A 25017-nucleotide genomic window follows, 5' to 3' on the forward strand; every position below is an offset into this window, starting at 1 on the left:
CCCGGAGTGGTCGGTCAGTAAACGAACGGCCAACCGGCCGAGTCGTAGCCGATCAGGTTGATCCCGAGGAACGAGGCACCGTTGTTGGCGTAGTAGTGGTAGACGAGCACCTCACTGTCGGTGTCGGCGAACACCGCCTGGTGGCCGGGCCCGTGGATGTTGCCGTGGCTGGCCAGCACCTGAGTGCCGCCACCAGCCGTCATGGCGGTGCCATTGCGGTCCACGAACGGACCCGTCGGGCTCGTCGACCGGCCGACCATGATCCGGTACGTGCTGGACGCGCCCTGGCAGCAGCGGTCGAACGACACCCACAGGTAGTAGTAGGAGCCATGCTTGAACATGTATGGCGCCTCGATCGCTCCACCGTTGCGCCCCGCGATGCTGCGCACCGTCGTGTCGGACCGCTTGCCGGTGGAGGAGTTCAACGCGACCAGCTTGATTCCGGACCAGAACGAGCCGAAGCTCAGCCACCATCGCCCGGAGTCGTCCACGATCAGGTTCGGGTCGATCGCGTTGAAGTTGTCCGACGTGTTCGACTCGATGACCAGGCCCTGGTTGGTCCAGCTACCCGAGGCGCCGGTGCTGCTGGTGGCCAAGAAGATCGCGGAATAGTTGGACCCGAACGTCGACGCCGAGTAGTACAGGTAGTACCGGCCGTTGTGGTACGAGATGTCGGGCGCCCACAGGCTTCGTCCGCCCCCCGTGTACGGCGTCGTCCACGAGGCGCCGTTGGGGAACACGGAGCCGGCACTGCGGAACGCCGTCCGGTCCGTGGACGTCGTCAATGGAATGTTGTCGCCCGTCTGGGCCACGATGTACCCGCCACTCGACGTCTTCACCATCGTCGGGTCGTGCGTGCCCGTGGCACCCGATACCGCTCCCGGGTTGGGATAGGAGGACGGCGGGGTGGTCGGCGTCGCCGCAGGCATCGGCCGCGGCGCGCTGGGCGGGCTCGACCCGGTTGGAGCGGCCTGCGCGTTCACCGTGATGGCGTTGGTGGCCAGCAGCGCGAAGGCCAGCGCACCTGCGGCCATGGTGCGCCAGCTCACCCGAGGTCTGGACATACTTCCTCCGTTACGGCATGGGCCTCGTGTTCCGGACGCCAGGAAGGGACGGCGGTCACTCCGGCTGCACGGCTCGACACGTGCAGTGAGCGCAGCAGGGGGAAACGATCGTCACACAAAGCCAGGACAGTTATATGACTGTCGATGTTAGCGCTCACTTCGTTGGAGCTCAAGACTTGTGGACCGAGACCACCTACCGAGGTCGCGAGCAGCCAACCCCGCCCGACAGGTGTGCACGACAGTCTGTTAGCGGTCACACTGCCGATGCCCCTCTTGGTCAGGACGGCGGCTGACGGCGTTCCCGGCGGTCGTGGGTTCTGGGCCGGCTTGTCCGCTGAGGCTGTCGAGCTTCTCGTCGTCCCTGGTCTCCACCGGAGCCTTCGCCGGGTTCGGTTCCTGTGCTGTGCCCAAACCCGTCACACCTGCTGTGAGCTGGAAATTTCCGGCTCGGGCTGACGATCGTCGGTACGGGCACGGTTGCTGTAGCTGGAATGATCCGCCTGTTCAACGGTTGGGGTTGTTGATCCGCAGCGACGAAGCGCTGCTGATCGAGGCCCTCGCCCTGCGGCACGAGATAGCGGCGCTACGCCGCCACATTCACGGCCGGCCGCGGCCGTCCTGGCCGGACCGGGCGATCCTGTCCGCCCTCGCCCGTCTGCTGCCTCGCCGGCCACGGGCACACCGGATCGTCACTCCGTGGCATCACTGCCAGCCCTGCCGGGCAGTGGGTGACCCAGCAAGCCCGCAACCGCCTCATCGACCTCGGCGAGCACGTCAACCGTTTCCGGTTCCTCATCGCGACCGCGACGCCGAGTACATCCCCGCCCTCGACGCCGTGTTCACCGCCGAAGCGATCACGGTAGTCAAGACACCGCCCCGCACCCCGAGGGTCAACTGCTTCATCTGTGGATGCGGATCGTGCTGGCTGGCCGAGCAGCGGAGCCGCAGGTCGGGTGTTGCGATGGGACTGTCAGGCGTTGTGCAGGGCGGCGCGGATGGTTGCGCCGACCGGGGACGGCTCGACGTCGGTGACGCGAAGGAGGTAGGGGTCGAGTATGAAGTCGTAGCTCGGATAGAGCGGCGGTTGCGCCATGAAGCGGGGGCGCTCGCCGTGGTGCGGCTGGGCCGCGTGAACCAGGAACGGGTGGCACAGGAAGACGTCGCCAGCGTGACCGGTGGCTAACGTGACGGGTCGGCGCTTCGAGGCCGCCGCCACGTCCGAGCTCAGCTTCATCATGGGAGCGCCGTGTTCGCCGTGACGGGCGAGGACTTTCGGCACGTCCATGTGCGACCCGACCCGGATCCGCGTCGGTGCGTCCTCTTCGCCCACATCGGTGAAGAGGAACAGCATGAGGAGTGCTCGACCACGGGTGTGCACGTTCACCCGGTAGCCGGACTCGCCGGGCGGTTGGTAGCTGGCTTCGATATGCCATCCGGCGTCGTCGGGTTCCTCGGCGTGCGGGAACCGCAGGGGGAAGGAGCCCAGCGACCTGCGCGGCTGCCATCGTCCCCGCCCGACCAGCGCGTCGAACGCGTCGTGCAGCACCGGGGTGTTCGCCGCTGCGCGGAAGGGTTCCTGCGCCATGTCACCCACCCAGTACACCGGTCTGGTCCAGGTCGACCGGTCGCCGGGCACCGCGTCGATCTGTGCCCACAACAGGTCGGCGCAGGCAGCGGCGACATCGGCCGGCACCGCTGCCTCGACCTTGATGAACCCGTCGGCCATGAAACGCCGAATCGATTCGCTGTCCACCAGTTCAACCTGACCGCCGGGCGCCCTCCCCGTCAACAGATATTCCGGACCGAGGCATAGGTCGGCTCGGTGGATGCGGTACCGGGAAATAACAGAAAATGTCGTTCGGTTCAAGCTGGAGTCGACGACAGACACGAAGCGACGTGAAGAATATGGAACGTGGACGCACTACTTTCGGCAAGAGCGGGAGCCGGGGGGTCGGGTCCGCAATAATCGGGCCCTCGTCACATGTTCACTGCCCCGGAAAGGCGGCCTCCATCGCACTCTGCCTCGAACGGAAACGAGCAGGGCGGACGGGCGGCTACCGAACGTGATCGTTCGGTCAGCGCGCCCGGATCTGGCATGAACCGGAAACCGCCGCCGCCGTGCCGGGCCCACGCGGCTACGGTGCTGCGATGGTGGCTCTGCGGGTGCGGCGGCGGCTCGGCGTGATGTTCGACCGGCATCGGCGGCCGGAGGATCTGGTGGCGTTCGCGCGGGCTGTCGAGGCGGCCGGTGTCGACGACCTGTGGCTGGTCGAAGATCTCGGCTCGGCCGGCTCTGTCGCCTCCACGGCGATCGCGCTCGCGGTGACCGAGCGGATCCGGGTGGGTATCGGGGTCGCACCGGTACCGCTGCGTAATCAGGCGTTGCTGGCGATGGAGCTTGCCACACTCGCGGGTGTCTACCAGGGACGGCTCGTGGCCGCCGTGGGGCACGGCAAGCGGGACTGGATGCCGAAGCTCGGCGCCGCCACCGACCCGGCGAACAGGATCGCCCTGTTCACGGAGACGATCAGGGCACTCCGGTCGCTGCTGCGTGGGGACACCGTGAAACTGCGGGGCCGCGCCGTACACCTCGACGGGGTGCACCTGGCCCACCCGCCGACGGTCCCGCCGCCGGTCGTCTCCGGCGTGCCTGGCGCCCAGTCGACGGAGCTGACCATCCTGCGAAACAACACCATGCACTACCTGTCCGGGCAGGTGGCCGACGGCACGATCATCAGCGAAGGGCACGGCCCGGCGGCAATCGCCTCGGCGCTGTACTACATCGAAGCGGGGCGTGAGGCGTTCGAGACGACCTGGCCGCACGAGGTGATCGTTTTCGCCCTGCACCACGTCAACGACGACCCGGACCAGGTCCACGCGGCGACCACGGAGGCCGTCGAGGAGCGGGCCAGGAACCTCGGCGTCGGGATCGAGGACGTGTTCCTGGCCGCGGGCACCGCCACCACCACGGCGCAGCGGGTGCACAGCCTCTGGGATGCCGGCGCCGAAACCGTCGTGTTACGGCCGATCGGCGCCGACCCGTTGAACCAGCTCCGCGCCTCCCTCACCGCGCTACAGCAGATCGGCGACCGGCCAGAGCCATAGCCGGTACCCCCACGGCCACCACCTGGCCCTCGGACGGCGACGGACGTCTGCCAGTCCGTTAGGACGGTATCGGCGGTCGGTACCGTTCGGACCCGTCGTTGTTCTACGGTCGGGACTCGGCTCGCCATCAGTCTTCCCGCACTGACCCGGCTCGGGACCAGGCCTGTCGGATCGTGCCGTAATCGATGACGACGATGCACCGCTGCAACTGGACCTGGGACAGCGGCAGGCAGCATCCGCTCATCGGCGGCATTGATGCCGGTCGACGAGGGTCTGGGTGCCCAGGACGACGGCGAGGGCGAGGCGTTCGGCGTCCTCGCTGCCCGGCTCGGCGGTGTAGACGGTGATGCGGAGATCGTCGAGGGCGACGACGAGCGTGTCGCAGTCCAGGGTGATGCGTCCGACCGCCGGGTGGTCGACGACCTTGCGTTTCGACGGGTCGGACAGCGGCGGGGCCTGGGCGTCCCACAATTCTGCGAAGCGGGGGCTCTTGGCGGCCAGTTCGGCGATCAGCCGGCGCAGCGCGTGGTCGCCGGGGTAGCGCGAGGCGGTCAGGCGCAGGTCGGCGACGAGCCGGGCCTCATGGTCGGCCTGCTCGACCGGGGTGTGCACGACCCGCGTGGGCAGGCCGGCGAGGTTGCGCCAGACGGTGTTGCGTTCCAGGCCGCGCCAGGTCGAGGTGTCGCCCATCAGGGCGTCGTAGGGCGCGTTGGCCAGCACCAGCGTCCAGCTCGCGTCGTAGACGACCACCGGGGTGTGTGCGAGCCGGTCGAGCAGCCGCTGCACGCTCGGGGTGACCCGCGACGGCACCACGTCCAGGCCGGGTGCGGCGTGCCCGGCCAACCGGTACAGCAGGTCACGTTCGGTGTCGGCCAGGCGCAGGGCCCGGGCCAGAGCCTCCACCACCTGCGCCGAGGGTGCGGTCGCGCGGCCCTGCTCGAGCCGGGTCAGGTAGTCGGTGGAGATGCCGGCGAGCACGGCCAACTCCTCGCGGCGCAGGCCGCTGGCCCGGCGGCGCCGCCCGACCGGCACGCCGACGTTCTCCGGCGCGACCCGGTCGCGCCAGCGGCGCACCGTACGGCCGAACTCCCACGCTTCCACACGTCCAGTCTGCGCGAGCCCGAAGGAGGTTGTCCTGGCCCTGGCAGTCCTACGAAAACCGCACGACTGCCTGACGCCGCGCCGGGCCCGCAGCCTGAGGCCATGACGTCCACCGAACCCGGAACCGTACTGATCACCGGCCCGACGCGTAACCTGGGCCGCCACACGACGCTCGCCCTCGCCGAGCGACGCGCCGACCTGCTGCTGGTCGGCCGCGCCGGGCCGGACCTGACCGCGATCGCAGGCGAGGCCCGCGCCCGCGGCGTGCGGGTCCGCGAGATCGGCTGCGACCTGTCGCGCCTGGCCGACGTCCGCGCCGCCGCGGCCGCCGTACGCGACCTGCTCGCCTCCGGCACCGTACGCCCGCTGCGCGCCCTGGTCGCCAACGCCGGTGCCATGTCGGCCGACACCCGCCGGGCCTCCGTCGACGGCTACGAGATGACCTTCGCCGTCAACTACCTGGCGCACGCGCAGCTCATCGGCGACCTGCTCGACTCGTTCACCGCCCCGGCCCGGGTCGTGCTGGTCGGCTCGAACACCTACAGCGCCAACGTGTGGCGCCGGATGCTGCACGTGCCGCAGGCCAGCTGGGCCGACCCGGTCGAACTCGCCCGTCCCGCAGGCGGCGACACGAACCCCGGCATGACCGAGGCCGGGACCGCCTACTCCAACGCGAAGCTGGCGATCCTGTACTACGCCCACGAGTTGCAACGCCACGCCGGCGCCGGAATCAACGTCTCGGTGTTCGAGCCCGGCTGGATGCCCGGTACCGCGCTTGGCCGCGGCGCTCCCGCGGCGTTCCAGGCGATCGGCCGCGCTCTGGGCCGCGTTCCGGGTGTGTCGACCCCGCAGCGCTCGGGGCCACTGCTGGCCGCGATAGCCGTGGACGAGAAGTGGGCGCACTTGCGCGACGGCGCGTTCGTGGTGAAGACGAAGCCGACCGACGTGCAGCCGGTCGCCCTCGACCGCGACCGGGAGCGGCGTCTGTGGGCGGCCACCGCAGAACTGCTGGAACGGGCGGACGCGGCGCGATAGCCCTGATCTTGAGCGTCCGCGGTTCCGACGACGCCCGATGCCGTCGTCACCACCACCTCATCACTGGCTCGACCGGATCGAGCAGGGCCTCCGCTCGGACGAATTCGTCGCCTACGAATCCGTACCCCCCACCAGGAGAACCTGTTCCGGCCTGGAGGCGAGTTCGGGCCGGACGCGGCGGCGGTCTACCAGGACAAGGTCGCGGCGTTGGCGTCCACGATCAACTCCGCCGGGCCGGCTCCGGTCGGTCTGCAGGAGGTCGGTGATCCGGACGCGTTGCGGGACCTCGTCACGGCCCTGCACGGGCCCGGCACACCGTCACGTCCGCACATGTCGACACCCGTCGCCGATCCGGGTGGCGGTCGTCAGCCGACTACCGCTGGAGGTCGCCGTGGATGTCGCGGCGTTCTCGGCCGACCTCGGACCGGTCCACGTCAACGACAGCGGTGCCCCGGCTCTACGGCGATGGAACGTGGCGCGCTCGCGGTGCACGTCAACACCGGCGGCGACGGTCTGCTGTTCGTCACCTGTCACCTGAAGTCGAAACTGTTGGTCCTACCCGGCCCCGCCGGGTCGGATGTGTGGTCTTGTCGCTGTCCCGCGAGCCATTCGTCGAAGGTGGTCGGCGCGATGCGGGCCCCCTCGCCGGGCAGCAGCACGGTGCCGGCCATCGTCGGGCCGAAGATGGCCGACCACGTCGGCACGAGCTTCACCGTGTGGCCGCGCGTTTCGTTGGTGCGTCGGGCCATGTCGACGAGGTCCTGCGGCTCCGGGCCGGCGACGTCGGCGTAGCGCCCTTGCGGCTCGCCCGCCGCGATCTCGGCGAGAATGTCGGCGACGTCCTGCGGCGCGATCGGCTGCACGAGCAGCGGCGCGATCGTCGCGACGCCGTCGCGCTCGGTCCAACCCGCGACCATCGCGGCGAAGTCGTGGAACTGCGTGGCCGGGACGATCGTCCACGGCAGCGGACCGGCAGCCACGAGCCGCTCCTGCTCACGCTTGCCAGCGTAGTGTGCGTTGCCCTCGACGCGATCGATCCCGACGATGGAGAGCAGAACGTGGTGTCGGACACCGGCCCGCTCCCCGGCGGCAAGCAGGTTCCGGGTGGCGGTGCCGAAGTACGCCACCGTCTCCGCGTGGCCGGTAGCCGGCCCGTTGGTGACATCGATGACCGCATCGACGCCGGCGAGGGCGTGGTCGAGCCCGTCACCGGTTGACAGATCCACGCCCAGCGAACGGCTGATCCGCACGACGGTGTGTCCGTCCCGTTCGAGGGCGGTGACGGTGAGGGCACCGATGTTCCCGGTCGCCCCGGCGACTGCGATTCGCATGGCACTCTTTCCTCTCGCTCGCTACCGGGCCGACCGTATCTCGGACTCAGCAGATCCGCAATATCCGCGATATGCTGAGGCTGTGAAGCTGCCTGTGAGCACCGAATGGCTGTTGCACTGCGCCACGACACTGGCGCAACTCGACCCCGGAGCCAGCGCGTCAGCCGCGCAACTCGCGCAGTACTACGACCTCCCGGCGGCCTATCTAGCCAAGCAGCTACAAGATCTCGTCAAGGCCGGCGTGCTGACCGCGACGACAGGTCCACGCGGCGGGTTCCGGCTCGCGCAACCGGCGTCCGAGATCACGCTGCTGCGGATCGTGGAGGCGGTCGACGGCACCTCCCCGCCGTATGAGTGCCGCGAGATCCGCCAGCGAGGACGGGGAGCACTCCCTCCCGAGGAGTGCCAGAACACCTGCGTCCTCGCGCAGAAGATGGCCGAGGCGCACGATGCGTGGCGGCGCAGCCTCGCCGACGTTTCGCTCGCCGACATCATCGCCACGCTGCCCCCGACAGCACCGGCCCGCACCCGATCCCGCCTCACGCCTACCACGGGTTCCACGCCGTCGCACCGATCGCCGGGATCAGATGCCGCCGACCCGCCGCCTCGGCCAAGTCGATGACCGTGTCACTTCGGTCAAGGCTGCATGACGAGCACTAGTCAGCGACGTGCATGACGATCTTACCGTGGCGTTTGGCCGTCTCGAGCGCCTCGTAACCTGAGCGCGTCTCAGCGAGGGGCAGCACGCGGTCCAGCACTGGCCTCAACCGGCCGCTATCGACGAACTCGGCGATGGAACGCAACGCGTTCTGCTTGGGCTCCACGACGAAGTACACCCCACGAACGCCATACCGGGCTGCTTCCTGCTCGTCGGGTGGGGTGACGAGGGAGACCAGGACACCACCCGGTCTCAGGACCGACCAGGACCGCGACTGCGTGGCCCCTCCAACAAGATCAACGACCACGTCCACGTCGCGAATGTGATCCTCGAAGCGGTCGTGCGCATAGTCGATGACCTGCTCGGCACCCAGACCCTCGACGAATTCCAGGTCGGCCGCCGCCGCCGTGGCGCTCACCCGAGCACCGAGACCGGCCGCGAGTTGCACCACGAAGATCCCCACGCCGCCGGCACCGCCCTGCACCAGCACGTGCTGGCCGGCCTGCAGGTCGGCGTGGTCCACCAGTGCCTGCCAGGCACTCAACGCAGCCAACGGGAGCGCTGCGGCGTGGTCGTGGTCAACGGTGGCGGGTTTGGCCGCCAGGACGGCTGCGGGTAGGACGACGTACTCGGCCGCCGCGCCATCGCGGGTGAAAGGGATCAAGCCATAGACGGCCTCCCCCTCGGCAGGGCTTTCCACCCCCGCCCCGCACGCCGCGACGACTCCAGAGAACTCGTGCGACGGAATGATCGGCGTGCGCGCGGGTCCTGTCCCGTCCGAGCTGTGCGTCCAGGTTGCCGGCCAGCTGAGCTCATGGGGTGTCATCGAGGCGGCCTTCACGGCCACCAACACCTCACCAGGCCCCGGCTCCGGCCGCGGCGCCTCCTCGTACACAAGTTGCTCCGGCCCGCCCCTGGTGTGGGCTCTCACGGCGTGCATCGTGCTCATCCGACGACTGCTCCTTCCGACCGCGTCCGATTAGCCCGCCGGCCGCCCCTGCGGATAAACCACAGGCCAACCCCCGCATTATCTGACGGTTCGGCAGCCACCTGCCGGATTTCCGCAACCCTGCCCCCGACATCGAGACCCTGCAGCATGCTGATGCCGTCTGCGCCGCGCGAGAATCAGGCGCCCTGACCCGCAACCGCCGCAACGGCCAGCCCTCCTGCGCCAGGCCGACGATCAATGCAAACGTGCTCACGCCGAGCGCCGACACCTGGGACCCAACACGCACTTCTGGCTCCGCCGACCGTGCGTGTCGTGGTCCCAGCGCACCGGCGTAGCGCTCAGTCTGCAGACACGATGGTCGAGCGGCTTCGAGCACTAGCCTCGGACGAAAGCCCTGCGGCTACGGCACCCGTGAGGTCTGCTTGTCGTCTGTGTCCATGCCGAGCATGACGTAAGGCGTGCCCTCGCCGAACAGGAGCTTGTGGCCTTCGGTGCCTTCGGCGGCGGCCGCGGTGCTGCGGCGAAACATGGCCTGCTCGTAGGCGGTGATGGCGGCTTCGACATCGTCGGGGTGCGCGGCGATGGCCTTGGCGAGTTCGGAGCCGTCGTACATGGCCAGGTTGGCGCCCTCGCCGTCCGGGGCCGTGAGGTGGGCGGCGTCGCCGAGCAGGGTCACCCCCGGCACCCGATCCCATCGGTGTCCGATCGGCAGGGTGTAGAGGGGGCGCAGAACCGGCGGGGTGTCGCTGTGGGTGATCAGCGCGGTGAGCTCGGGGGCCCAACCCTCGAACTCCTGCGCGATCCGTGCGGCGGCTGCGGCAGCATCGGTGAAGTCGATGGTGGCGAACCAGTACTGCGGCTCGGTCACAAACACGTAGTTGTGCAGAGTGCCGTCCCTCTCGCGGTGCGCCAGAAGGCCTTTTCCCGGCGCGAGGGCATACATCGCTCCCTGGCCGACCGCGTTCGCAGTGGCGGGGTGCCGGCGCTCGCTGTCGAACAGGTGGGTTTCGACGGCCGACATGCCGGTGTACTCGGGGGTGGCGTCGGACAACAGCGACCGGACCCGTGACCAGGCGCCGTCCGCGCCGACCAGCAAGCTGGTGACAACCGTGCTGCCGTCGTCGAAGGTCACCTCGTGGCTGCCCTCGCCGAGGGCAGCCACGCCGCTGACCCGGTTGCCCCACTTGACGCTGCCGGCGGGGAGGGAGTCGAGCAGGATCTGGCGCAGGTCGCCGCGGAGGATCTCGGGGCGCCCACCAGTGCCGTCATCGGGCTGGTCGGCCAGGACGGTCCCGTCCGGGAGGAGGAACCGGCTCGCCTGACGGCCCTCCAGGACGAGGCCGCGGAACTCCTCGATCAGGCCGGCCTCCTGCAGAGCCAGTTGGCCGTTGTAGTCGTGGATGTCGAGCAAGCCGCCCTGGGTGCGCGCGGTCGGGGAGGTCTCCCCCTCGTAGACCGTTGCCGGGATGCCGTGAACGTGCAGGACGCGGGCCAGCATGAGGCCGCCGAGGCCGGCGCCGATGATCGTGACGGGAGCGGGCATGGTGCTCCTCCAGGGTCAAGCGCGCCGACGGACGCCGGCACGGCAAGGGAAGTGGTGTGGATGCGCGAGTGGCCCGCGTCGTCCTGGTTACGAGCGGTCCGGTTGTGGCAGTTCGGCGACGCGCTCATACAGGTCGAGACGCACCCCTTAGTCTCTACCACGGAATCTGACCCGGTTTCTTTACCAGGTTACCTTACCGGGTAAAGCTAGCACGTCGAGGAGTCGTTGCACATGCCCAATCGAGGAGACCGTGGCGGGTCGAAGACCCGGGCGCACATCGCTGATGTCGCGACCGGGCTGTTCCTGGATCGCGGCTTCGACAACGTCACGCTCGTTGAGGTCGCCGCCGCGGCGGGGGTGTCGAAGATGACCGTTTTCACCTATTTTGATCGTAAAGAAGACCTTCTGCTTGACCGTCTTCCCGACGTGGTCGAGATCGCGCGGGCTGCCGTCCGCGAGCGGGCGGACGATGTCGGCGCTGTCGAAGCGATCCGTCGGACCCTCCTCGCCCTCACCGAGGAACGGCACGGGCTCTCCCTCCTGGAGGAGGGGATCGAACCGTTCATGCGGGTCGTCATGGCGGCCCCGACGGTGATCGCACGCCTTCGCGTGTTCGAGCACGAGATCGAGGCGGCGCTGGCCGAGGAACTCGAATCCGACAAGCGCTTCTCCGGGGACAGTGCGCTCATCGCCGCGCTCGTTGTCGCCGCGTACCGCATCGTCGCCGTCGCGACCGTCCGACGCCGGCTCGCCGGCGACGACCTCGCCGAGATCGCGACGGCCCATCAACAACGATTGAACCAAGCGTTCGACGCGATCGAACACGGCATCTCAGCCGCACCCCGACCCATAGCTCAGCTATGACACCGTCGACCACCGCGGAAGCGACGGACACCACCGGATCGCGGTTCAGCACCTCGACCTGTTGATTCCGCACGGACTGCGCTCGACACACTGACCTGGCAGATCCGGAGCCCGTCGCCTCTGCCAATACGGCAGCAGACAGAGCAGGCCGCTGCGGCTGACCACAACGCCGGCTTCACCGCGAGGTGGCTCCCGCTCGGGCGCACAGAGCCAGCCCGATCGCCCAAGCGCCGACCGCAGCGGCAGACCGCGCCGGGCAGGCCGCTGCGGTCAGCCCCCTGACTGTTCGACGACATCCGTGCCGCGCACGAGGCGCGCGCTGCTCGGCGCCGGCTTCCACAACTTTGTACGCCCCGACCCTCGCCCTCGCGCATCGCCCCGCTGGGCAGAGGTAAGCCTTGGGCTGAGAAGGAATCAACACGCCCGTCCGGCACCCTGACCTCCGCACGAGCGGGCGCCACTCGATTAGGTGAAGTGCAGATAAGCACACTCATGCCGAGATCGGTGTGTTCTCCGCTGCGGCGCGTCTGGCCAGTCGGCCACGACCACCAGGGGAACGAGTCTGGCGACCGTAGTCGTCTCCGGGAAGGTACTCGATGTGCTGATCCGGAGGTGCCCTCTTGCGCGACGACCCCACCGGTGACCGCTATCGCAACGGGTCCAGCATGTTGGCGTAGCAGCCGACCGAGGGCGCGGAGGGCATCTGGTGGACCGGCAAGCTCCAGCTCATCTCCGCTCGCGGAAGGACGGCAACGCCAATGATCATCCATCGGCGCGTGTTCCTCGTTCCTCACCTCGGCGCATCTCACGTCTCTGGTACCGACCATCCCAATATGCCGCCGACCGGGCGCCCCGGCCCCAGTCGGAGCCGTCATGTCCCGTGGCTCGTCTCCGGGGCGGGCCGACGCCCGGAACTGGCTCGATGAGCGTGCGCCCAGCGTTGGCCACTACCGACACGCGTCGTCCGGCAGTCACGGGCGCAACCCAGGCCGGTCATTGGCGATGGCGGCTCACCCCTTCGCGGTGACGGTCAGTCGTCGATGGCGTGCCAGAAGGCGCACTGGTGCGCGCTGGCGGCGTTCACCGGAGCGATGCCGTCGGGGCCGGTGCGGAGTTCCTGGGAGCGTGGGGCGTCCGGGTGGGCCGGCGCCCAGCGTGGGGCGTTTCCGTTGGGGTTGCCGGTGCGTGCGAATCGGGTCCAGTAAGCGATCATGGTGGCGGCCAGTGCCCGCTGGGGTGGGGTGTGCGGCACGATGTTGCCGTTCCAGTCGATGGGTTTTCCGGCGATGTCGAACAGGTAGGTCAGCTCGGCGGCGTGCCCGGCGCCGTCGGGCATCGAACCCGGGGGCACCGGCGCATAGGGCGGAGCGGTTCGGTCGGCGAACCGGTAGGCGTAGGTGGGGGTTTGGGCAGCGAACCCGCGTGCGTCGCGTAGCTGCGGGCAGGCCATGCTGCGGTCGGTGTCCAGCGTGGCCCAGGCCAGCGCGGGGCTGTCGTAGTCGGTCAGCGGGTAGCGTTGCCGCACGTGCCGGGCGTGTGCGCCGAACGCCTGCTCGGTCAGGGTGTGGAACCGCTGCTCGGTGATCGGCTGGTCGGGCAGTTCGGACCAGGCGGTGACGAACCGGGCCTCGTCCCGGGTGTGCCCGGTGAGCACCGGCACCCTGTGGAACGCTCCGGCCGCCACCGCTGCGCCGGGATTCAGCGGCAGCGTGGCTGTGCCGGACGCCGGTGCGCCGAACTCGGTCATCCTGCCCAGCAACGCCTCGGCCGGCAGGTCGCGAAGGCAGTGCAGCGCAGCGGGCCCGGCCGGGCAGCCCAACTCGGTCGCCGCGGCGGCGCCGGCCGCCACCACATCGTGGCGGGATGGCCAGTACGAGCGCGGGCCGGCCACCGGGGTGGTGAATCCTGGCCCGATCGTCCAGCCGGGGAACGAGCAGCTACCGCTCTGCAGGATCACCCTGTCGAACAGGCCGGCCGCGCGCGGCGAGGTCAGGTGGGCGCAGGCGTCGATGCCGCCGGCGGACTCGCCGAACAGCGTCACGTTGCGCGGGTCGCCGCCGAACGCGGCGGCGTTGCGACGGACCCAGCGCAGCGCCGCCTGCTGGTCCAGCAGCCCGAACGAGCCCGAGTCGGCGAGGCCGGGATGGCCGAAGAAGCCGAACACACCGAGCCGGTAGTTGACGGTCACCACCACGACGTCGCCACTGCTGACCATCCGTCGCGGGTCGACCTCGTTGCCGGTGCCTCCGAAGTTGCCGCCACCGTGCAGCCACACCATGACCGGCTTGGGCCCGGACCTGTGGCGCGGTGCGGTGACGTTCAGGTATAGGCAGTCCTCGCTGCTGTTCTGGATCTCGCCCGGGGCCTGCCGGCACGGCAGCGCGGGCTTACCCGCGTCCCGCACACCCGACCACGGCCGCACCGATCCCGGCGCGCGCCAGCGCAACTCACCGACCGGCGGCGCCGCGTACGGCACACCGAGAAACCGGCGTACTTCCTCCTCCACCACCCCACGCACGAGCCCGGAGGTGGTGCGCACCGTCCTCTCCGGCGCCCCGCCGGCACCCACCGACGGCACCACGAGCCCCACCGTCGCCACCATGGCAACCGCGACCAGCCTCCACCGGACCACCGCCGCCCTCCCTTCGATCGATCCTTCGCCGGGCATGCCGCATCACCGGAGCCGTTCACCTTGATTCCGGCGCGCCCAGCCTTGCCGTACTGTTCTCAGCCTTCTTCGAACCAGCGTGCGGCCAGTAGCGCGAGCTGGGTACGGTTCTCGCGCTCGAACCGGCGCATGAGCCGGGAGACGTACTGCTTCACGGTCGCCTCGCTCAGGTAGAGGCTGCGTCCGATGGCCGCGTTGGACAGGCCGGTGGCCACGAGCCGGAGGATCTCGCGTTCGCGGTCGGGCAGTTCCGGCATGGGTGGTCCGGCCGGCTTGCGGTCGGGGGTCTCGGACGCCGGCGAAGAGGTCGAGCTGTACACCTCGATCCGGGTCACCGAGTTGCCGCCCGTGCTCGTGCCGGTCAGTCCGCGCCGTGCGACGTCGCGCAGGTCGGCCACGGCGCGGCGGGTGGACGTGTCGCGGGTCGACCCGACCAGTTCGTCGGTGCGCAGAGCCACGATGGCCAGCGCCCGCCTGGCCGCCTCCAGCGTCCCCGACGGCGTGGCCTCCCCCTGGTCGGGCTGATCCGGCACCCCGACCGCCAAGGTCGGGCGCCGGACGCGGTCCTCCCGGGCGTCTCGCAGGTGCAGCGTCAGGGCGATGAGCACACCGATGAGGAACGGAACGGACGCGGCCAGTATGGCCGTCGCCACCGGCACCCCGGCCCGGATGCTCACCGCCACCACGCCAGCCGAGCCCAGCGCCAGGGCAGCGGTCCCGGAGGCGACCGTGATCCAGGCACTGGCGTGGCGGTACAGGTTCAGCGCACCCATCGTGACACCCAGGGATATCCACGGAACGGCGCCGCTGTAGACGAGTTCGGCCAGCCGCGGGTCCAGCAGAGTGGAGCCCAGCGCCACGACCGCGACGGCGCCGGCCCAGAGCACCGGCCGGCGGGGCGCCAGGAATCCGAGCGCGGTGACGCCGAGCTGCACCCCGGTCATCGCCACGATCACCGGCGTCGCGGCGGGGATCGCGGCGACGCCGATGACCATGCCCAGCAGGGCAGCCGTGGCCAGTCCGACGACCCGCCACGCCACCTCCCCGTCGAGGTGTTTTCTCACCGCGCCCGCCTTCTCGGTTGATGGTCTCCGGCCCGCACACCTCAGTGCAGGCCCGCCGCCGCGAGATCCTCCCGGACCGCTTTCACCATCCGCCGGAAGCGCATGCTGAGCCAGACGAAGATCACCGGTCCGCCGTTCGCGGTGTAGGCGGCGCCGAGTGTCTCCTGGGTCAGCACCAGGCGGTGCGCCTCGGCATCGATCCGCACGGCCACCCGCAGGCGCTGCGAGATCAGGGTGTTCGTCACCGGTTTCCCACCCTCGCTGGCGACCGCGCTCAGCGGGCCGCTCTGTTCCCACAGGTAGTCCCGGCTCTCGAAGGTCTGGCGGACCTTCGCCAGGACGTGCTCCGGCTGGGCGTCGGCGCTGAGCTGTACGCGCGTCATCGGTGGTGCGCTCCCTGTCCTTGTCGCCGGACGGTCTTGTCAGCGGATGTCCATGTGGGGCAGACGCAGCGCGGCGATCACGCACAGCGTGCTGACCCACGCGATCACGCATGCGGTTGCCAGCGACCACGGCAGATAGCCGTAGGAGCCGGGGGCCGCCACCCCGGCCAGGCTCTCCACCGCCGCACCGGGCAGCCAACGGGGCACGTGCGCCGAGTACCACTCGCCGAGGATCGGCGCCAAACTCACCGGTACGAGCGAGATGAGGCCGGTGCTGACCACCGATGCGACGGCCGAGCGGAGGAGCACCGCGAAGCCCGCCGCCAGCAGACCTTGTACCGTCATCGAGGCCCCGACCAGCAGCACGATCGCGCGGATCAGTCCTGGATCGGTCAGCGCGAGTGGCTCAAGCCCACGGAGCGCGAGCACGCCCTGGGTCGCCGCCACCGACATGACCGACGCCAGAAGGCCGACGAGCAGACCGCCGGCCGCGATCAGGACCAGCTTGACCGCCAGGATACGACCGCGACGTGCGGTGGCGACGAAGGTGTACTCGCCCATGCCCCGAAACTCCGACGCGACGAAACTCGCCGCCAGGAACACGAACGCCCAGGTGGTCAGGCCGGAGCTGTAGAAGATCACCGAATACCTGTTCTCCGCCTGCGCGTCGGCGATGGCGGAACGCTCGCCGACCACGGTCATGAAGACTCCGACCCCGACACTGACCAGCAGGATCAGGACGATCCCGATCGGGGTCGACCGTAGGGCCCGCATCTTCCGCCACTCGGAACGAAGGGTCGCCCCGAAGCCGGGCGATGCCGCCGCCGGGGTGTACGCCGCGCCGCTCACCGCCTCGGCCCTCCGGTCACACCGGCGCGGTACTGGGCCGCGCCTGCGGTAAGGCTCAGGTAGGCGTCCTCCAGGGACGTGCCCTCCGCCAGGTCGCCGATGTCGAACTGACCCAGCAGCCTTCCCGCGCCGATGACCACCACCCGGTCCGCGGTCTGCTGCATCTCGGCCATCAGGTGGCTGGAGATCAGCACGCAGCGACCGTCCGCGGCGAGCCGGCGCACGAGCTGGCGCACCCACCGCACACCGTCCGGGTCGAGCCCGTTCACCGGCTCGTCCAGGATGAAGGTGCCCGGGTCGCCCAACAGGGCTGCGGCGATGCCCAGGCGCTGTCGCATGCCCAGCGAAAGGGCAGCGATCCTCCGGGATGCCGCCGGGGCCAGCCCTACCTCCTCCAGCAGTTCGTCGGCGCGCCTGTCGGGCAGCCCTCCGGCGGCTGCCAGCCAACGCAGGTGAGCCCTGGCGGTCATCCCCCCGGGTGCGCTACGCGCGTCGAGCAGGACACCCACGACACGCTGTGGGGCGCGGTGTTCCCGCAACGGGCGCCCGTCGATGGACGCGGTGCCGCAGGTCGGTCGGTCGAGGCCGACGACCATCCGCATCGTGGAGGTCTTGCCCGAGCCATTGGGTCCGACGAAGCCGGTCACCCGCCCGTCGGGCGCCATCAGCGTGAGGTCGTCGACCGCGGCGACGGCTCGATGTCGTTTGGTGAGGCGGAACGTTTCGATCACCTCGCCACTGCACCAATACGCAGGCCAGCCCCGCTAGCAACCTTCGTCTGCGGCACACGTCACGAAGGTCGGTTAGGCCTCGAAGTACCAGCCCGGCAGGGCTTGCCCGGCCCAAGCCCTCTGCCACCACGTCGCTTGATCCCCCTGAAGCCGACGCCGATCCCCGCTGGCGGGTCGTCGCTCGAGGCATCCTCATCTGGCTCGCCGGTCCCCCGCTGCACCGCGTACGGCGCGGGCCACGTCGCCGACGCACTCGGTCAGGCCCTCGCCACCAACCGGCTCGGTGGCGACGACATCCTGCTCACCAGCAGCGGCGGCAGGCGGAGCAGTCGGCCAGGTGGATGTCGGTGGCGGCGCGTTCGGTCGGGCTGTCCTCGCCGTCAAGGCGAGCCGAAAGGGACTCCCGGAACTGTTCAGACCCCATGCACCGGTAGTCGGCCGGCGACGACGCCCGGTTCCCGGCAATCACCGTCAGGTGCGGGACACCGGCGGCAACTCCGGGAACGATCGGCGGACCGTTCCGCCCCGACCCAGGCTGCGGGCGATCGCCCTGACCGGTGTCCCTTCACGCGACGCGCTCCCCGAGGAGCGCTCAGTTCCCCAGGTTCAGGCTTCACCGTCGGACCTCGACGGCGGCGTTCGAGGTTGGCCCGGTGTTGCTGGAGATCTTCGACCTTGCTGGGAACTGTTCCGGACGCTATGACGACCGTCCGGACGAGCCGGAGTGTGACCATCGCCGTGGCCAGATGCTGGCAGATGTTGGCGGGCCGGCCACTTTCCCGCGCCGTAACGGACGCTGGTTATGAGTGAACCTTTTTCAACCTGAACCGCGCGGCGCTCACGCACCGCGTCCGACCTTGCGGTCCGCCGGACCGCAAGGGGAGGTTGAAAAAGGTTGTGCCGCGGACCGATACCGACGGCGATGCGCACTGCTCTTCCGCCGATCTCGTCGCCACGTCCTGTCATCCCGTCGGCGAGGCCCCTGCGTCAGGCGCCGGCACCGGCCGTGCCGCCGACCGACCTGCGATCGATCGGGCTTCCCCCTCACCACAGCGTGCGCCAATAGTCCCAGAACCGCTGCCCGATCAGACCGGCCAGCAGGAACATCCAGAGCATGACGGCCACGGTGTGGTAGCCGACCGCCGTCGAAACCGGCCCGCGTAACCGGGCCGGCACCGGCAGGTACGCGCGGTACAGGTTGTAGAGCGTGACGTACCAGAACAACACGATCATGACCACCCAGACGACCATGCAGTACGGGCACAGCGCACCAATCCGGTAGAGGCTCTGGAAGAACAACCAGTGCACGAAGAGCACGCCGAAGACCGTGCCCGCCTGGAGCCCCAGCCAGCACCACCGGGGCAGCACCGCGCCCGTGAGGACGACCACCCCGAGTGTGGTGACCACGACGAACCCGGCCACGCCGATCAGCGGATTCGGGAACCCGAACACCTCGGCCTGTGGCGTGGACATCACCGAGCCGCAGGAGAGCACCGGGTTGATGCTGCAACTGGGCCGGTACGCCGGGTCGGCCAGGACGTGGAACTTCTCCACGGCGAGGGTGAACGCGGCGGCGCCACCGAGCACACCGCAGACGGCGAGCACCCAGCCGACGATCCGGATGGCGAACGGCACCGCCTCGGTCCCCCCGTCGGGTGGCCCGGTGTCGACCGGCGCTGTCGCCGTGGAGACGTTCACTTCGTCAGGGCCGCGTCGACGGCCGCCCGCAGACCGGCGTACGTCGGCTGCCCCTCGAAGCGCTCCCCGTTGACGAAAAACGTCGGCGTGCCCTGTACGCCGACCGCGATGCCGTCCTCGCGGTCAACCCGGATCCGTTCGGCGACCGCCGGATCGGCGACATCGGCCCGGAACCGATCCAGGTCCAGCCCGACGGCGCGGGCGTGCTCCTCGAACATGGCCTGCTGACTCTCCTGCTTCCCGCCCCAGGACTGCTGCGTCTCGAACAGCCTGCGGTACATCTCCTCGAACCTGTCCTGCCGGGCGGCGGCTTCGGCGGCCCGCGCGGCGTTCTCGGCGTTGGCGTGCGAGGAGAGCGGGAAGTTGCGTACCACGTAGGTGATCCGGCCCGCGTACTCGGCCCGGAGCTGCTCCACTCCCGGATAGGCGGCGCCACAGGAGGGACACTCGTAGTCGAGAAACTCCACCACCGTCACCTGGGCGTCGGAGGCCGAGGTGAGCCGGTGGCTCTCCGGCCGCACCAGCCGTTCAGCGGCGGCCTGGCCGGCTCCGTCCTCGGTGTTGCGCACCACGACGAAAAGCACCGTCAAGCCCACGAGGATGGCCACGAGAAGGCTCAGCGTGATCTTGGCGTTGCCACTCATGCCCCGCCGACGCATGGCCCTGGCCGCCCTCTCGCCGCTGGTGCGCAGGCGGTCCTTGCCTGCCTTCGAGCGCCCGGCTGCGGGGGTCCGGTTCCGGGATCGCCCGCCGGTGTTCTTGGGCACTCCAGGTCTCCTCTCCGGAGGTCTCCCAGTACCGGCATGGCACGCCGTACCGGTGTCACGGCCAGCCGGGGTCGATGCCTCCGGTCCGGACGGACGCCCGGGGCGGGCGTCCCGTGTCTAGTCGTCCCGAACCGTCCGTGGGTTCCCGGACCGCCGGAGCCGGTGACCGCGGTCGCACCGCTCGCCCGGACCTGCCTGCCGTCAGACCTCCGGCGTAGTGGACATCACCGAGTTCAGGACGAACAGTCCACAGTCCGTTCGCACCCCCGCCAGTGGGACCGGACACGCGGCAGCGGCAGCCGGGCGGACCGGAGACGTCGTGGGTTCTGGCCGGCGAGCCGGGCCACCGCCTCGGCGGTCTTCAGCGCCTCGGTGTCGGCGGTGCGTGATGAGTCGTCCCTCGTCCACCGCGTGATCGGGATTCGCCCTCGGCGGGCAGGGAATATGCACCAGCCGCTGACGGGCTACCGGGCCGCGTCGGCGAGCAGCTTCAGCGCCAACTGCTGGAGTTCCGGTCCGGCCCGCTCCGGACTGCCGGTGTCGTAGGGCGGCTGCGGGTCGTACTCGACGGCGAGTTGCAGCGCCTGGGCAACCCGCTCACCGGCCAGCCGGGCGGCGAGGCGCAGAGCCATGTCGATCCCGGCGGAGACACCGGCGGCCGTAATGATCTTGCCGGCCTCGGCCACCCGCTCCGGCACGACGACAGCCCCGAACTGCGACTCCAGATAACCACGCGACGCCCAGTACGTGGTGGCGCGCACGCCCCGCAACAGGCCCGCAGCACCGAGCAGCAGCGAGCCCGTGCACACGGAGGTCGTCCAGCTCGTGCCCCGGTGGATCCGGCGGATCCACGCAAGCGTCTCGGCGTCGCCCATCGCGCCGAGGACGCCACGGTCACCGGCCCCGGGGACCACCAGCACGTCCGCCGCCGGCACCTGTCGCAGCGACCGGTCGGCGGTCAGCGCCAACACCCTGGTGTCGGTGCGTACCGGACCGGGCCGTTTGGCGACGGTCACCACCGACACGTTCGGCACCCGGCACAGCACCTCGTACGGGCCGACGGCGTCCAGCGCGGTGAACCCGTCGTAGAGCAGGATCGCGATCCGCACCCGCCGTCCGGGACCAGCGTCGCCGGCAGGCTCCCCGGCACGACCGGGTGCGGCCAGCGCGGCGGATCCCAATCCCACGCCGAGGCCACCCGCCACGGCGGCCCGCAGTACCGCCCGTCGGCCCTCGTCCCACCGCGTCATCGAAAACTCCTTCCCTGGTCCGCCGCAGCGGCTCGGTCCTGCCACCGGTGGGCGGATGTCAACGGCGCCAGACGGTGCCGCGCCGCTCGTACTCCATTACCTGCTCGACCTGCACGGCGAGGTCGGCGCCGAGGAACCGCTCGACGAGCCACAGCGCCAGGTCGAGGCCGGAGGTGATGCCACCGGCGGTGACGAGATCGCCGTCGTCGACGACCCGGGCCTCGGTGACGACCCCGCCCTGGGCGCGCAGGTCCTCGACCGCCCTGTGGTGGGTGATGCACGGCCGGCCCGCGGTCAGGCCGGCCGCGGAGAGCAGCATGGTGCCGGTGCAGACCCCGGCGATGGTCAGCCCGCGTCGCCGGGCGGCGGCGATCGCGGCCGGCACCACACCCCGCTGGATCTCGTACAACACCCCCGGCGTGTCGGCCCGCCGGTAACCACCGCCGGGAACGAGCAACACGTCCGCCTCGCGCGGCGCCCACCGCCCCACCGGCCCGACCTGGCTGCCATGGAAGGCGGCGACCGGACTGTCGCCGTCCACAGTCACCATGCTGGTGGTGATCGCCCCACCCAACCCCTTCGCCATGCCGAACACCTCGATCGGGGCGACGAAGTCCAGCTCCTCGACACCGCCGAACGTGACGATCTGCACCCGCAGCGGTCGGGTGGGGGTGAAAGCCGGCGCCGCCGAGGCGCTTCCCGGCGTCAGTACCGCACCGCCCGCGACCGCTCCGGCGGCGACCGTGGCTCGAAGAACATCCCGGCGATCCATCAGCTACTCCTCATCGTGGTGGTGGCCATGTCACATCGACTCGCGGAGGTAGTCGTCCAGCAATACGGAAAAAGTTCCGGACCGGTCAGCTTCCGGCCGGCGCCGGTGAGGTCGGCATCGCGGTGTCGCGCCGCCGGCGTCGGCGTACCGCCGCGACGATCAGATCGACGACGAGGAAGCCGGCCAGGGACGCGCCGAACATCGGCAGCGCCCAGCCGAGCAGGAAGACCGTCGGCAGCCCGACGACGATCGCCCAGGTGGGCAGCCCCCACCATGCTCCCCGGGCCACCGGCGGCGCGCCGACGATCGCCCGGCGGTCGGCCCGGGTGGGCCGGCGCTGCCACCACATCCGGTAACCCCAGAAGATCACGCAGAGCAGGCCGACGGCGAGCGCGGCCAGCAGGATCTGGTTGACCGGGCCGAACAGCACACCCATGTGCGCCATGATGCCCAGGCTGCTCAGCTTCGCCAGCAACGGCCAGTCGGCGAAGTCGTTGCGCGAGACCACGGTGCCGGCGGCCGGATCGACCGCTACCCCGTCCTTGCGGACCGGCCAGACGTCGTCGACCTGGGTCACCGTCCACGCCGACGACGCGTCCGCCGGCACACCGATCTCGACCGGCCCATCGAGCCCGTCGGTCCGGGCGACCCGCAGCACCTGGTCGATCGCGGACGGATCCATCGCAGGCGCGCCGGCCGGGCCACCGCCGTGGTGCCCGCCGCCGCTGTCCGGAGCGGCCGCACCGGTCAGGGACGTGGACAACGCCGGTTGACCGGCATCGAGCGCGTCCAGGGCCAAGCCGAAGTGTGCACCCGCGTACCGCGACCAGGTCAGCCCGGTCGCGGAGAGGATCAGCAGCCCGACCAGCAGCCAGATGCCCGTGCTGGCGTGCCAGCCCCGGGTCCGCCGTACCCCCTTGCCTGCGGCCAGGTCCGGCAGCAGCAGCCGGCGCGCCCTGCCCCGGGTGCCCCGCTGCCGGCGCCACCACAGCGCGATACCGCCCAGCGCGATGATCCACAGCCAGCTCGCCGCCAGCTCCGAGTAGTGCCGCCCCACCACGCCCAGGTGCAGGTTACGGTGCAGGTCGTCCAGCCAGGTCGTCAGCGGCGTGGACCCGAACCAGGTCGTCAACTGGCCCTTCACCTGCCCGGTGTACGGGTCGACGTACACGGTGTGCTGCTTCTCCCCCAGCTCCGGCACGTTGAACACGACCTTGGTGGTCCTGCCCTGCTCACCCGGCGTGACAGCCGACAGCGTCCCCTCCGGATGAGCCGCGACGGCGGCGGCCACCTGCTCCGACACCGGCCGCGCCGACCGGCCGTCCGCCTCGGCCCGCAGCTCCGTGCTGTACACCACCCCGTCCAACTGCGGACTGATCGTGTACGCCAACCCGGTCAACGCTGCCACCATCAGGAACGGTGCGACCAGCACCCCGGCGTAGAAGTGCAGCCGCAGCAACAACGGACCCAACCCGTGCGCCCGGCGGCCGGACGCAGCCGGCGCGGCGGAGGCCGCATCGACTGTCGGCGCGGGACCGGCCGAGCCGGTGGCCGCGGCAGAGGTGACGGACATGACTACTCCGATCAGATCCACAGCCGGCACGGGAGCGCCGACGTCCTTGCAGTAGTCGTCACCCGTAGGGGGTTAGTTCCGCCGATGTTTCGAGCCGCCAGGCTGGTTCTTAGCGGCCACCAACTGAGCAAGGCGTCTGGAGCCAGAACTCGCGGATCGCCAGGTTTGTGAAGCGGTCATTCGGCAGCCGGACGGCGCCGGTAGCTCCGGCTCCGGTGTGGAACTTCGACCGGTGGGTAGGCGACAAGCCGCGTCTGGAGCGTCTCGAATTCAAGGTCATTCCGGATTCGCAGGCGCGCGTCGATGCGCTCAACAACGGTGAGATCGACCTGATCGGCGGCCCCTACCTGGCCCCGATCACGCCGGTCGAAGCGAAGTCCCTGGACGGCCGCGACGACGTCGAGCTGCTCACCGGCGCCCCGGACGTCTCGATCATGCTCGGGTTCAATCCCGACGGCCCGGCCGGTGACAAGGCCCCTACGTCAGGCCGTCGGCAAGGCGATCGGCACCGCCGCGATGCTGTTCCTGGACTACGCCGAGCCGGCCCGGCGGGTGTTCCCGCCGGGTGTGCCGGTACTGACAAGGCGTGACCAGGCTACCGCCGGAGGAACCACAAGTTTCGCTGGCGCATCCTGCCCGAGTCGCAGCGGGCGGTGGCCGAAGCCACCGCCCGCCCCGTCCTCGACGCCGGGAAACCCGGCGAAGAAGTCCGGCGTCAGATCAGCCGCGGCCGGGAAAGTCCGCGGGAGCCTGTCGGGCTCACGCAGCAGGAGGCTGCGGGTGGAAGACAGCCGCGGTGGAGTCCGTCCCAGTCCGCAGGCGGGTTCAGGAAGGGCTGCGGGCTGCGTCGGGCCGCCCGGCCAGGGCTACCGACCCGCGACGTAGACGGTGTTGGCGGCCTCGCCACCCGTCAGATGGTTGGCGAACCTGACGACGTGTGCCCGCGCGGTGGGGAACACCTCGGCGAGCGTGGCGGTGAAATCATCATCGGGCGGGTCGTCCGACCAGAGCGCGAACACGCCGCCTGGCCGGAGGTGGGCGGCTAGGCGACGCAGCCCGGCGGGGGTGTAGAACACTTCGTGGCTCGGGTTCAGGACGTGTCGCGGTGTGTGATCGATGTCGACCAGGATGGCATGGAAACGTCGACCGGGCGTCTGGGGATCGAGACCGGCCGGGTCGTTCACCAGGGCGAAGAAGTCACCCCGCACCAGACGACAGCGCGGATCCTCGGTGAGCCGTGCGGCCAGGGGCAACACACCCTGCCGATGCCAGGAGATCACCTCGCCGAGCGCCTCGACCACGGTCAGTGTCCGTACCCGCGGGTCGTCCAAGACGGCGCCGGCGGTGTACCCGAGACCGAGACCGCCGACGACAACGTCGAGGTCAGCCTCGTGCAGCTCGGCCAGGGCGAGCCGGGCGAGTTCGACCTCGGCCACCGTGAACAGGCTCGACATCAGGTACTCGTCGTCGAGCTTCACCTCGTAGACGTCGACGTCGAGGGCCGGGTCCAGCCGTCGCCGCAGGCTGATGGCGCCGATCGGTGTTTCGCGCCAGTCGATTTCCTCGAAGCGGCGACTCATCGGCGGTCTTCCTTTCTGCCTGCCCTGCGCTC

The 25017-nt window shown here is 70.1% G+C and carries 24 protein-coding genes; 6 read left to right on the forward strand and 18 right to left on the reverse strand.

Annotated features, from left to right (window positions below; all coding sequences use genetic code 11):
• Positions 1 to 14: 14 nt before the first annotated feature.
• Both ACQEVC_RS35455 and ACQEVC_RS35460 read right to left on the reverse strand, forming a co-directional pair.
• Positions 15 to 1064 carry an arabinan endo-1,5-alpha-L-arabinosidase gene (locus ACQEVC_RS35455; RefSeq protein WP_432886734.1) on the reverse strand — a complete coding sequence of 350 codons (1050 nt, stop codon included), beginning with the start codon at positions 1062 to 1064 and terminating at the stop codon, positions 15 to 17.
• Between the two features lie 970 nt (positions 1065 to 2034).
• Positions 2035 to 2817 (reverse strand): phytanoyl-CoA dioxygenase family protein, encoded by a 783-nt coding sequence (locus ACQEVC_RS35460; protein ID WP_432886737.1) that lies wholly within the window; start codon positions 2815 to 2817, stop codon positions 2035 to 2037.
• A gap of 395 nt (positions 2818 to 3212) precedes the next feature.
• Between ACQEVC_RS35460 and ACQEVC_RS35465 the strand changes: the two genes are divergently transcribed.
• A complete protein-coding gene (locus tag ACQEVC_RS35465; protein WP_432886740.1) occupies positions 3213 to 4169 on the forward strand; it encodes an LLM class flavin-dependent oxidoreductase in 957 nt (318 codons plus the stop codon).
• A 240-nt stretch (positions 4170 to 4409) separates the two neighbouring features.
• Here ACQEVC_RS35465 and ACQEVC_RS35470 read toward each other — a convergent pair whose 3' ends face one another.
• Positions 4410 to 5270: a helix-turn-helix transcriptional regulator gene (locus ACQEVC_RS35470; protein WP_432886743.1), complete on the reverse strand. Its 861-nt coding sequence runs from the start codon at positions 5268 to 5270 to the stop codon at positions 4410 to 4412.
• 102 nt (positions 5271 to 5372) lie between these two features.
• Between ACQEVC_RS35470 and ACQEVC_RS35475 the strand changes: the two genes are divergently transcribed.
• Positions 5373 to 6305 (forward strand): SDR family NAD(P)-dependent oxidoreductase, encoded by a 933-nt coding sequence (locus tag ACQEVC_RS35475; RefSeq protein ID WP_432886746.1) that lies wholly within the window; start codon positions 5373 to 5375, stop codon positions 6303 to 6305.
• Positions 6306 to 6835: 530 nt separating this feature from the next.
• On the opposite strand, the gene ACQEVC_RS35480 is transcribed toward ACQEVC_RS35475, so the two are convergent.
• Positions 6836 to 7636 (reverse strand): SDR family oxidoreductase, encoded by an 801-nt coding sequence (locus ACQEVC_RS35480; RefSeq protein ID WP_432886749.1) that lies wholly within the window; start codon positions 7634 to 7636, stop codon positions 6836 to 6838.
• Positions 7637 to 7718: 82 nt separating this feature from the next.
• Here ACQEVC_RS35480 and ACQEVC_RS35485 point away from each other — a divergent pair, with 82 nt between their 5' ends.
• Positions 7719 to 8258, forward strand: coding sequence for an RrF2 family transcriptional regulator (locus ACQEVC_RS35485; protein ID WP_432886752.1), 540 nt, complete (start codon positions 7719 to 7721; stop codon positions 8256 to 8258).
• A 34-nt stretch (positions 8259 to 8292) separates the two neighbouring features.
• On the opposite strand, the gene ACQEVC_RS35490 is transcribed toward ACQEVC_RS35485, so the two are convergent.
• Positions 8293 to 9243, reverse strand: a complete 951-nt coding sequence (locus tag ACQEVC_RS35490) for an NADP-dependent oxidoreductase (protein ID WP_432886755.1) — start codon at positions 9241 to 9243, stop codon at positions 8293 to 8295.
• 400 nt (positions 9244 to 9643) lie between these two features.
• Positions 9644 to 10786 carry an FAD-dependent oxidoreductase gene (locus ACQEVC_RS35495; RefSeq protein WP_432886758.1) on the reverse strand — a complete coding sequence of 381 codons (1143 nt, stop codon included), beginning with the start codon at positions 10784 to 10786 and terminating at the stop codon, positions 9644 to 9646.
• 231 nt (positions 10787 to 11017) lie between these two features.
• Between ACQEVC_RS35495 and ACQEVC_RS35500 the strand changes: the two genes are divergently transcribed.
• On the forward strand, positions 11018 to 11650 hold the full coding sequence (locus tag ACQEVC_RS35500; RefSeq protein ID WP_432886760.1) for a TetR/AcrR family transcriptional regulator: 633 nt from the start codon (positions 11018 to 11020) through the stop codon (positions 11648 to 11650).
• 1030 nt (positions 11651 to 12680) lie between these two features.
• Here the strand turns inward: ACQEVC_RS35500 and ACQEVC_RS35505 are convergent.
• The 6 genes from ACQEVC_RS35505 to ACQEVC_RS35530 all read right to left on the reverse strand — a co-directional run bounded on the left by ACQEVC_RS35505 (position 12681) and on the right by ACQEVC_RS35530 (position 17769).
• Complete coding sequence (locus tag ACQEVC_RS35505) at positions 12681 to 14282, reverse strand: carboxylesterase/lipase family protein (protein ID WP_432886763.1); 1602 nt, start codon at positions 14280 to 14282, stop codon at positions 12681 to 12683.
• 95 nt (positions 14283 to 14377) lie between these two features.
• Entirely contained in the window at positions 14378 to 15382 is a 1005-nt protein-coding gene (locus ACQEVC_RS35510; RefSeq protein ID WP_432886766.1) for a response regulator transcription factor, read from the reverse strand.
• Positions 15383 to 15423: 41 nt separating this feature from the next.
• On the reverse strand, positions 15424 to 15765 hold the full coding sequence (locus tag ACQEVC_RS35515) for a hypothetical protein (protein ID WP_432886769.1): 342 nt from the start codon (positions 15763 to 15765) through the stop codon (positions 15424 to 15426).
• Between the two features lie 39 nt (positions 15766 to 15804).
• Positions 15805 to 16467: a hypothetical protein gene (locus tag ACQEVC_RS35520; RefSeq protein ID WP_432886772.1), complete on the reverse strand. Its 663-nt coding sequence runs from the start codon at positions 16465 to 16467 to the stop codon at positions 15805 to 15807.
• Between the two features lie 143 nt (positions 16468 to 16610).
• Positions 16611 to 17345 (reverse strand): ABC transporter ATP-binding protein, encoded by a 735-nt coding sequence (locus tag ACQEVC_RS35525; RefSeq protein ID WP_432886775.1) that lies wholly within the window; start codon positions 17343 to 17345, stop codon positions 16611 to 16613.
• Positions 17346 to 17646: 301 nt separating this feature from the next.
• Positions 17647 to 17769 (reverse strand): zf-HC2 domain-containing protein, encoded by a 123-nt coding sequence (locus tag ACQEVC_RS35530; RefSeq protein ID WP_432886778.1) that lies wholly within the window; start codon positions 17767 to 17769, stop codon positions 17647 to 17649.
• A gap of 229 nt (positions 17770 to 17998) precedes the next feature.
• Between ACQEVC_RS35530 and ACQEVC_RS35535 the strand changes: the two genes are divergently transcribed.
• The gene (locus tag ACQEVC_RS35535; RefSeq protein WP_432886781.1) at positions 17999 to 18151 is read left to right on the forward strand and encodes a hypothetical protein; all 153 of its coding nucleotides are present in this window, start codon (positions 17999 to 18001) and stop codon (positions 18149 to 18151) included.
• A 238-nt stretch (positions 18152 to 18389) separates the two neighbouring features.
• Here the strand turns inward: ACQEVC_RS35535 and ACQEVC_RS35540 are convergent, their stop codons facing one another.
• The 5 genes from ACQEVC_RS35540 to ACQEVC_RS35560 form a co-directional block, all read right to left on the reverse strand.
• A complete protein-coding gene (locus tag ACQEVC_RS35540; RefSeq protein WP_432886784.1) occupies positions 18390 to 19043 on the reverse strand; it encodes a vitamin K epoxide reductase family protein in 654 nt (217 codons plus the stop codon).
• On the reverse strand, positions 19040 to 19687 hold the full coding sequence (locus ACQEVC_RS35545; RefSeq protein ID WP_432886787.1) for a DsbA family protein: 648 nt from the start codon (positions 19685 to 19687) through the stop codon (positions 19040 to 19042). The genes ACQEVC_RS35540 and ACQEVC_RS35545 overlap by 4 nt, the downstream gene beginning before the upstream one ends.
• Before the next feature lie 587 nt (positions 19688 to 20274).
• Positions 20275 to 21060, reverse strand: a complete 786-nt coding sequence (locus ACQEVC_RS35550) for a DJ-1/PfpI family protein (protein ID WP_432886790.1) — start codon at positions 21058 to 21060, stop codon at positions 20275 to 20277.
• 58 nt (positions 21061 to 21118) lie between these two features.
• A complete protein-coding gene (locus ACQEVC_RS35555) occupies positions 21119 to 21832 on the reverse strand; it encodes a DJ-1/PfpI family protein (RefSeq protein WP_432886792.1) in 714 nt (237 codons plus the stop codon).
• 85 nt (positions 21833 to 21917) lie between these two features.
• Positions 21918 to 23405 (reverse strand): PepSY-associated TM helix domain-containing protein, encoded by a 1488-nt coding sequence (locus ACQEVC_RS35560; protein ID WP_432886795.1) that lies wholly within the window; start codon positions 23403 to 23405, stop codon positions 21918 to 21920.
• A 215-nt stretch (positions 23406 to 23620) separates the two neighbouring features.
• Between ACQEVC_RS35560 and ACQEVC_RS35565 the strand changes: the two genes are divergently transcribed.
• Positions 23621 to 23995, forward strand: coding sequence for an ABC transporter substrate-binding protein (locus tag ACQEVC_RS35565; RefSeq protein ID WP_432886797.1), 375 nt, complete (start codon positions 23621 to 23623; stop codon positions 23993 to 23995).
• Between the two features lie 276 nt (positions 23996 to 24271).
• Here the strand turns inward: ACQEVC_RS35565 and ACQEVC_RS35570 are convergent, their stop codons facing one another.
• Positions 24272 to 24985, reverse strand: a complete 714-nt coding sequence (locus ACQEVC_RS35570; RefSeq protein ID WP_432886800.1) for a spermidine synthase — start codon at positions 24983 to 24985, stop codon at positions 24272 to 24274.
• Positions 24986 to 25017: the final 32 nt, after the last annotated feature.

Origin of the sequence: Plantactinospora sp. CA-294935 (assembly GCF_050936445.1) — a bacterium.
In the GTDB taxonomy this organism is placed as follows: domain Bacteria; phylum Actinomycetota; class Actinomycetes; order Mycobacteriales; family Micromonosporaceae; genus Plantactinospora.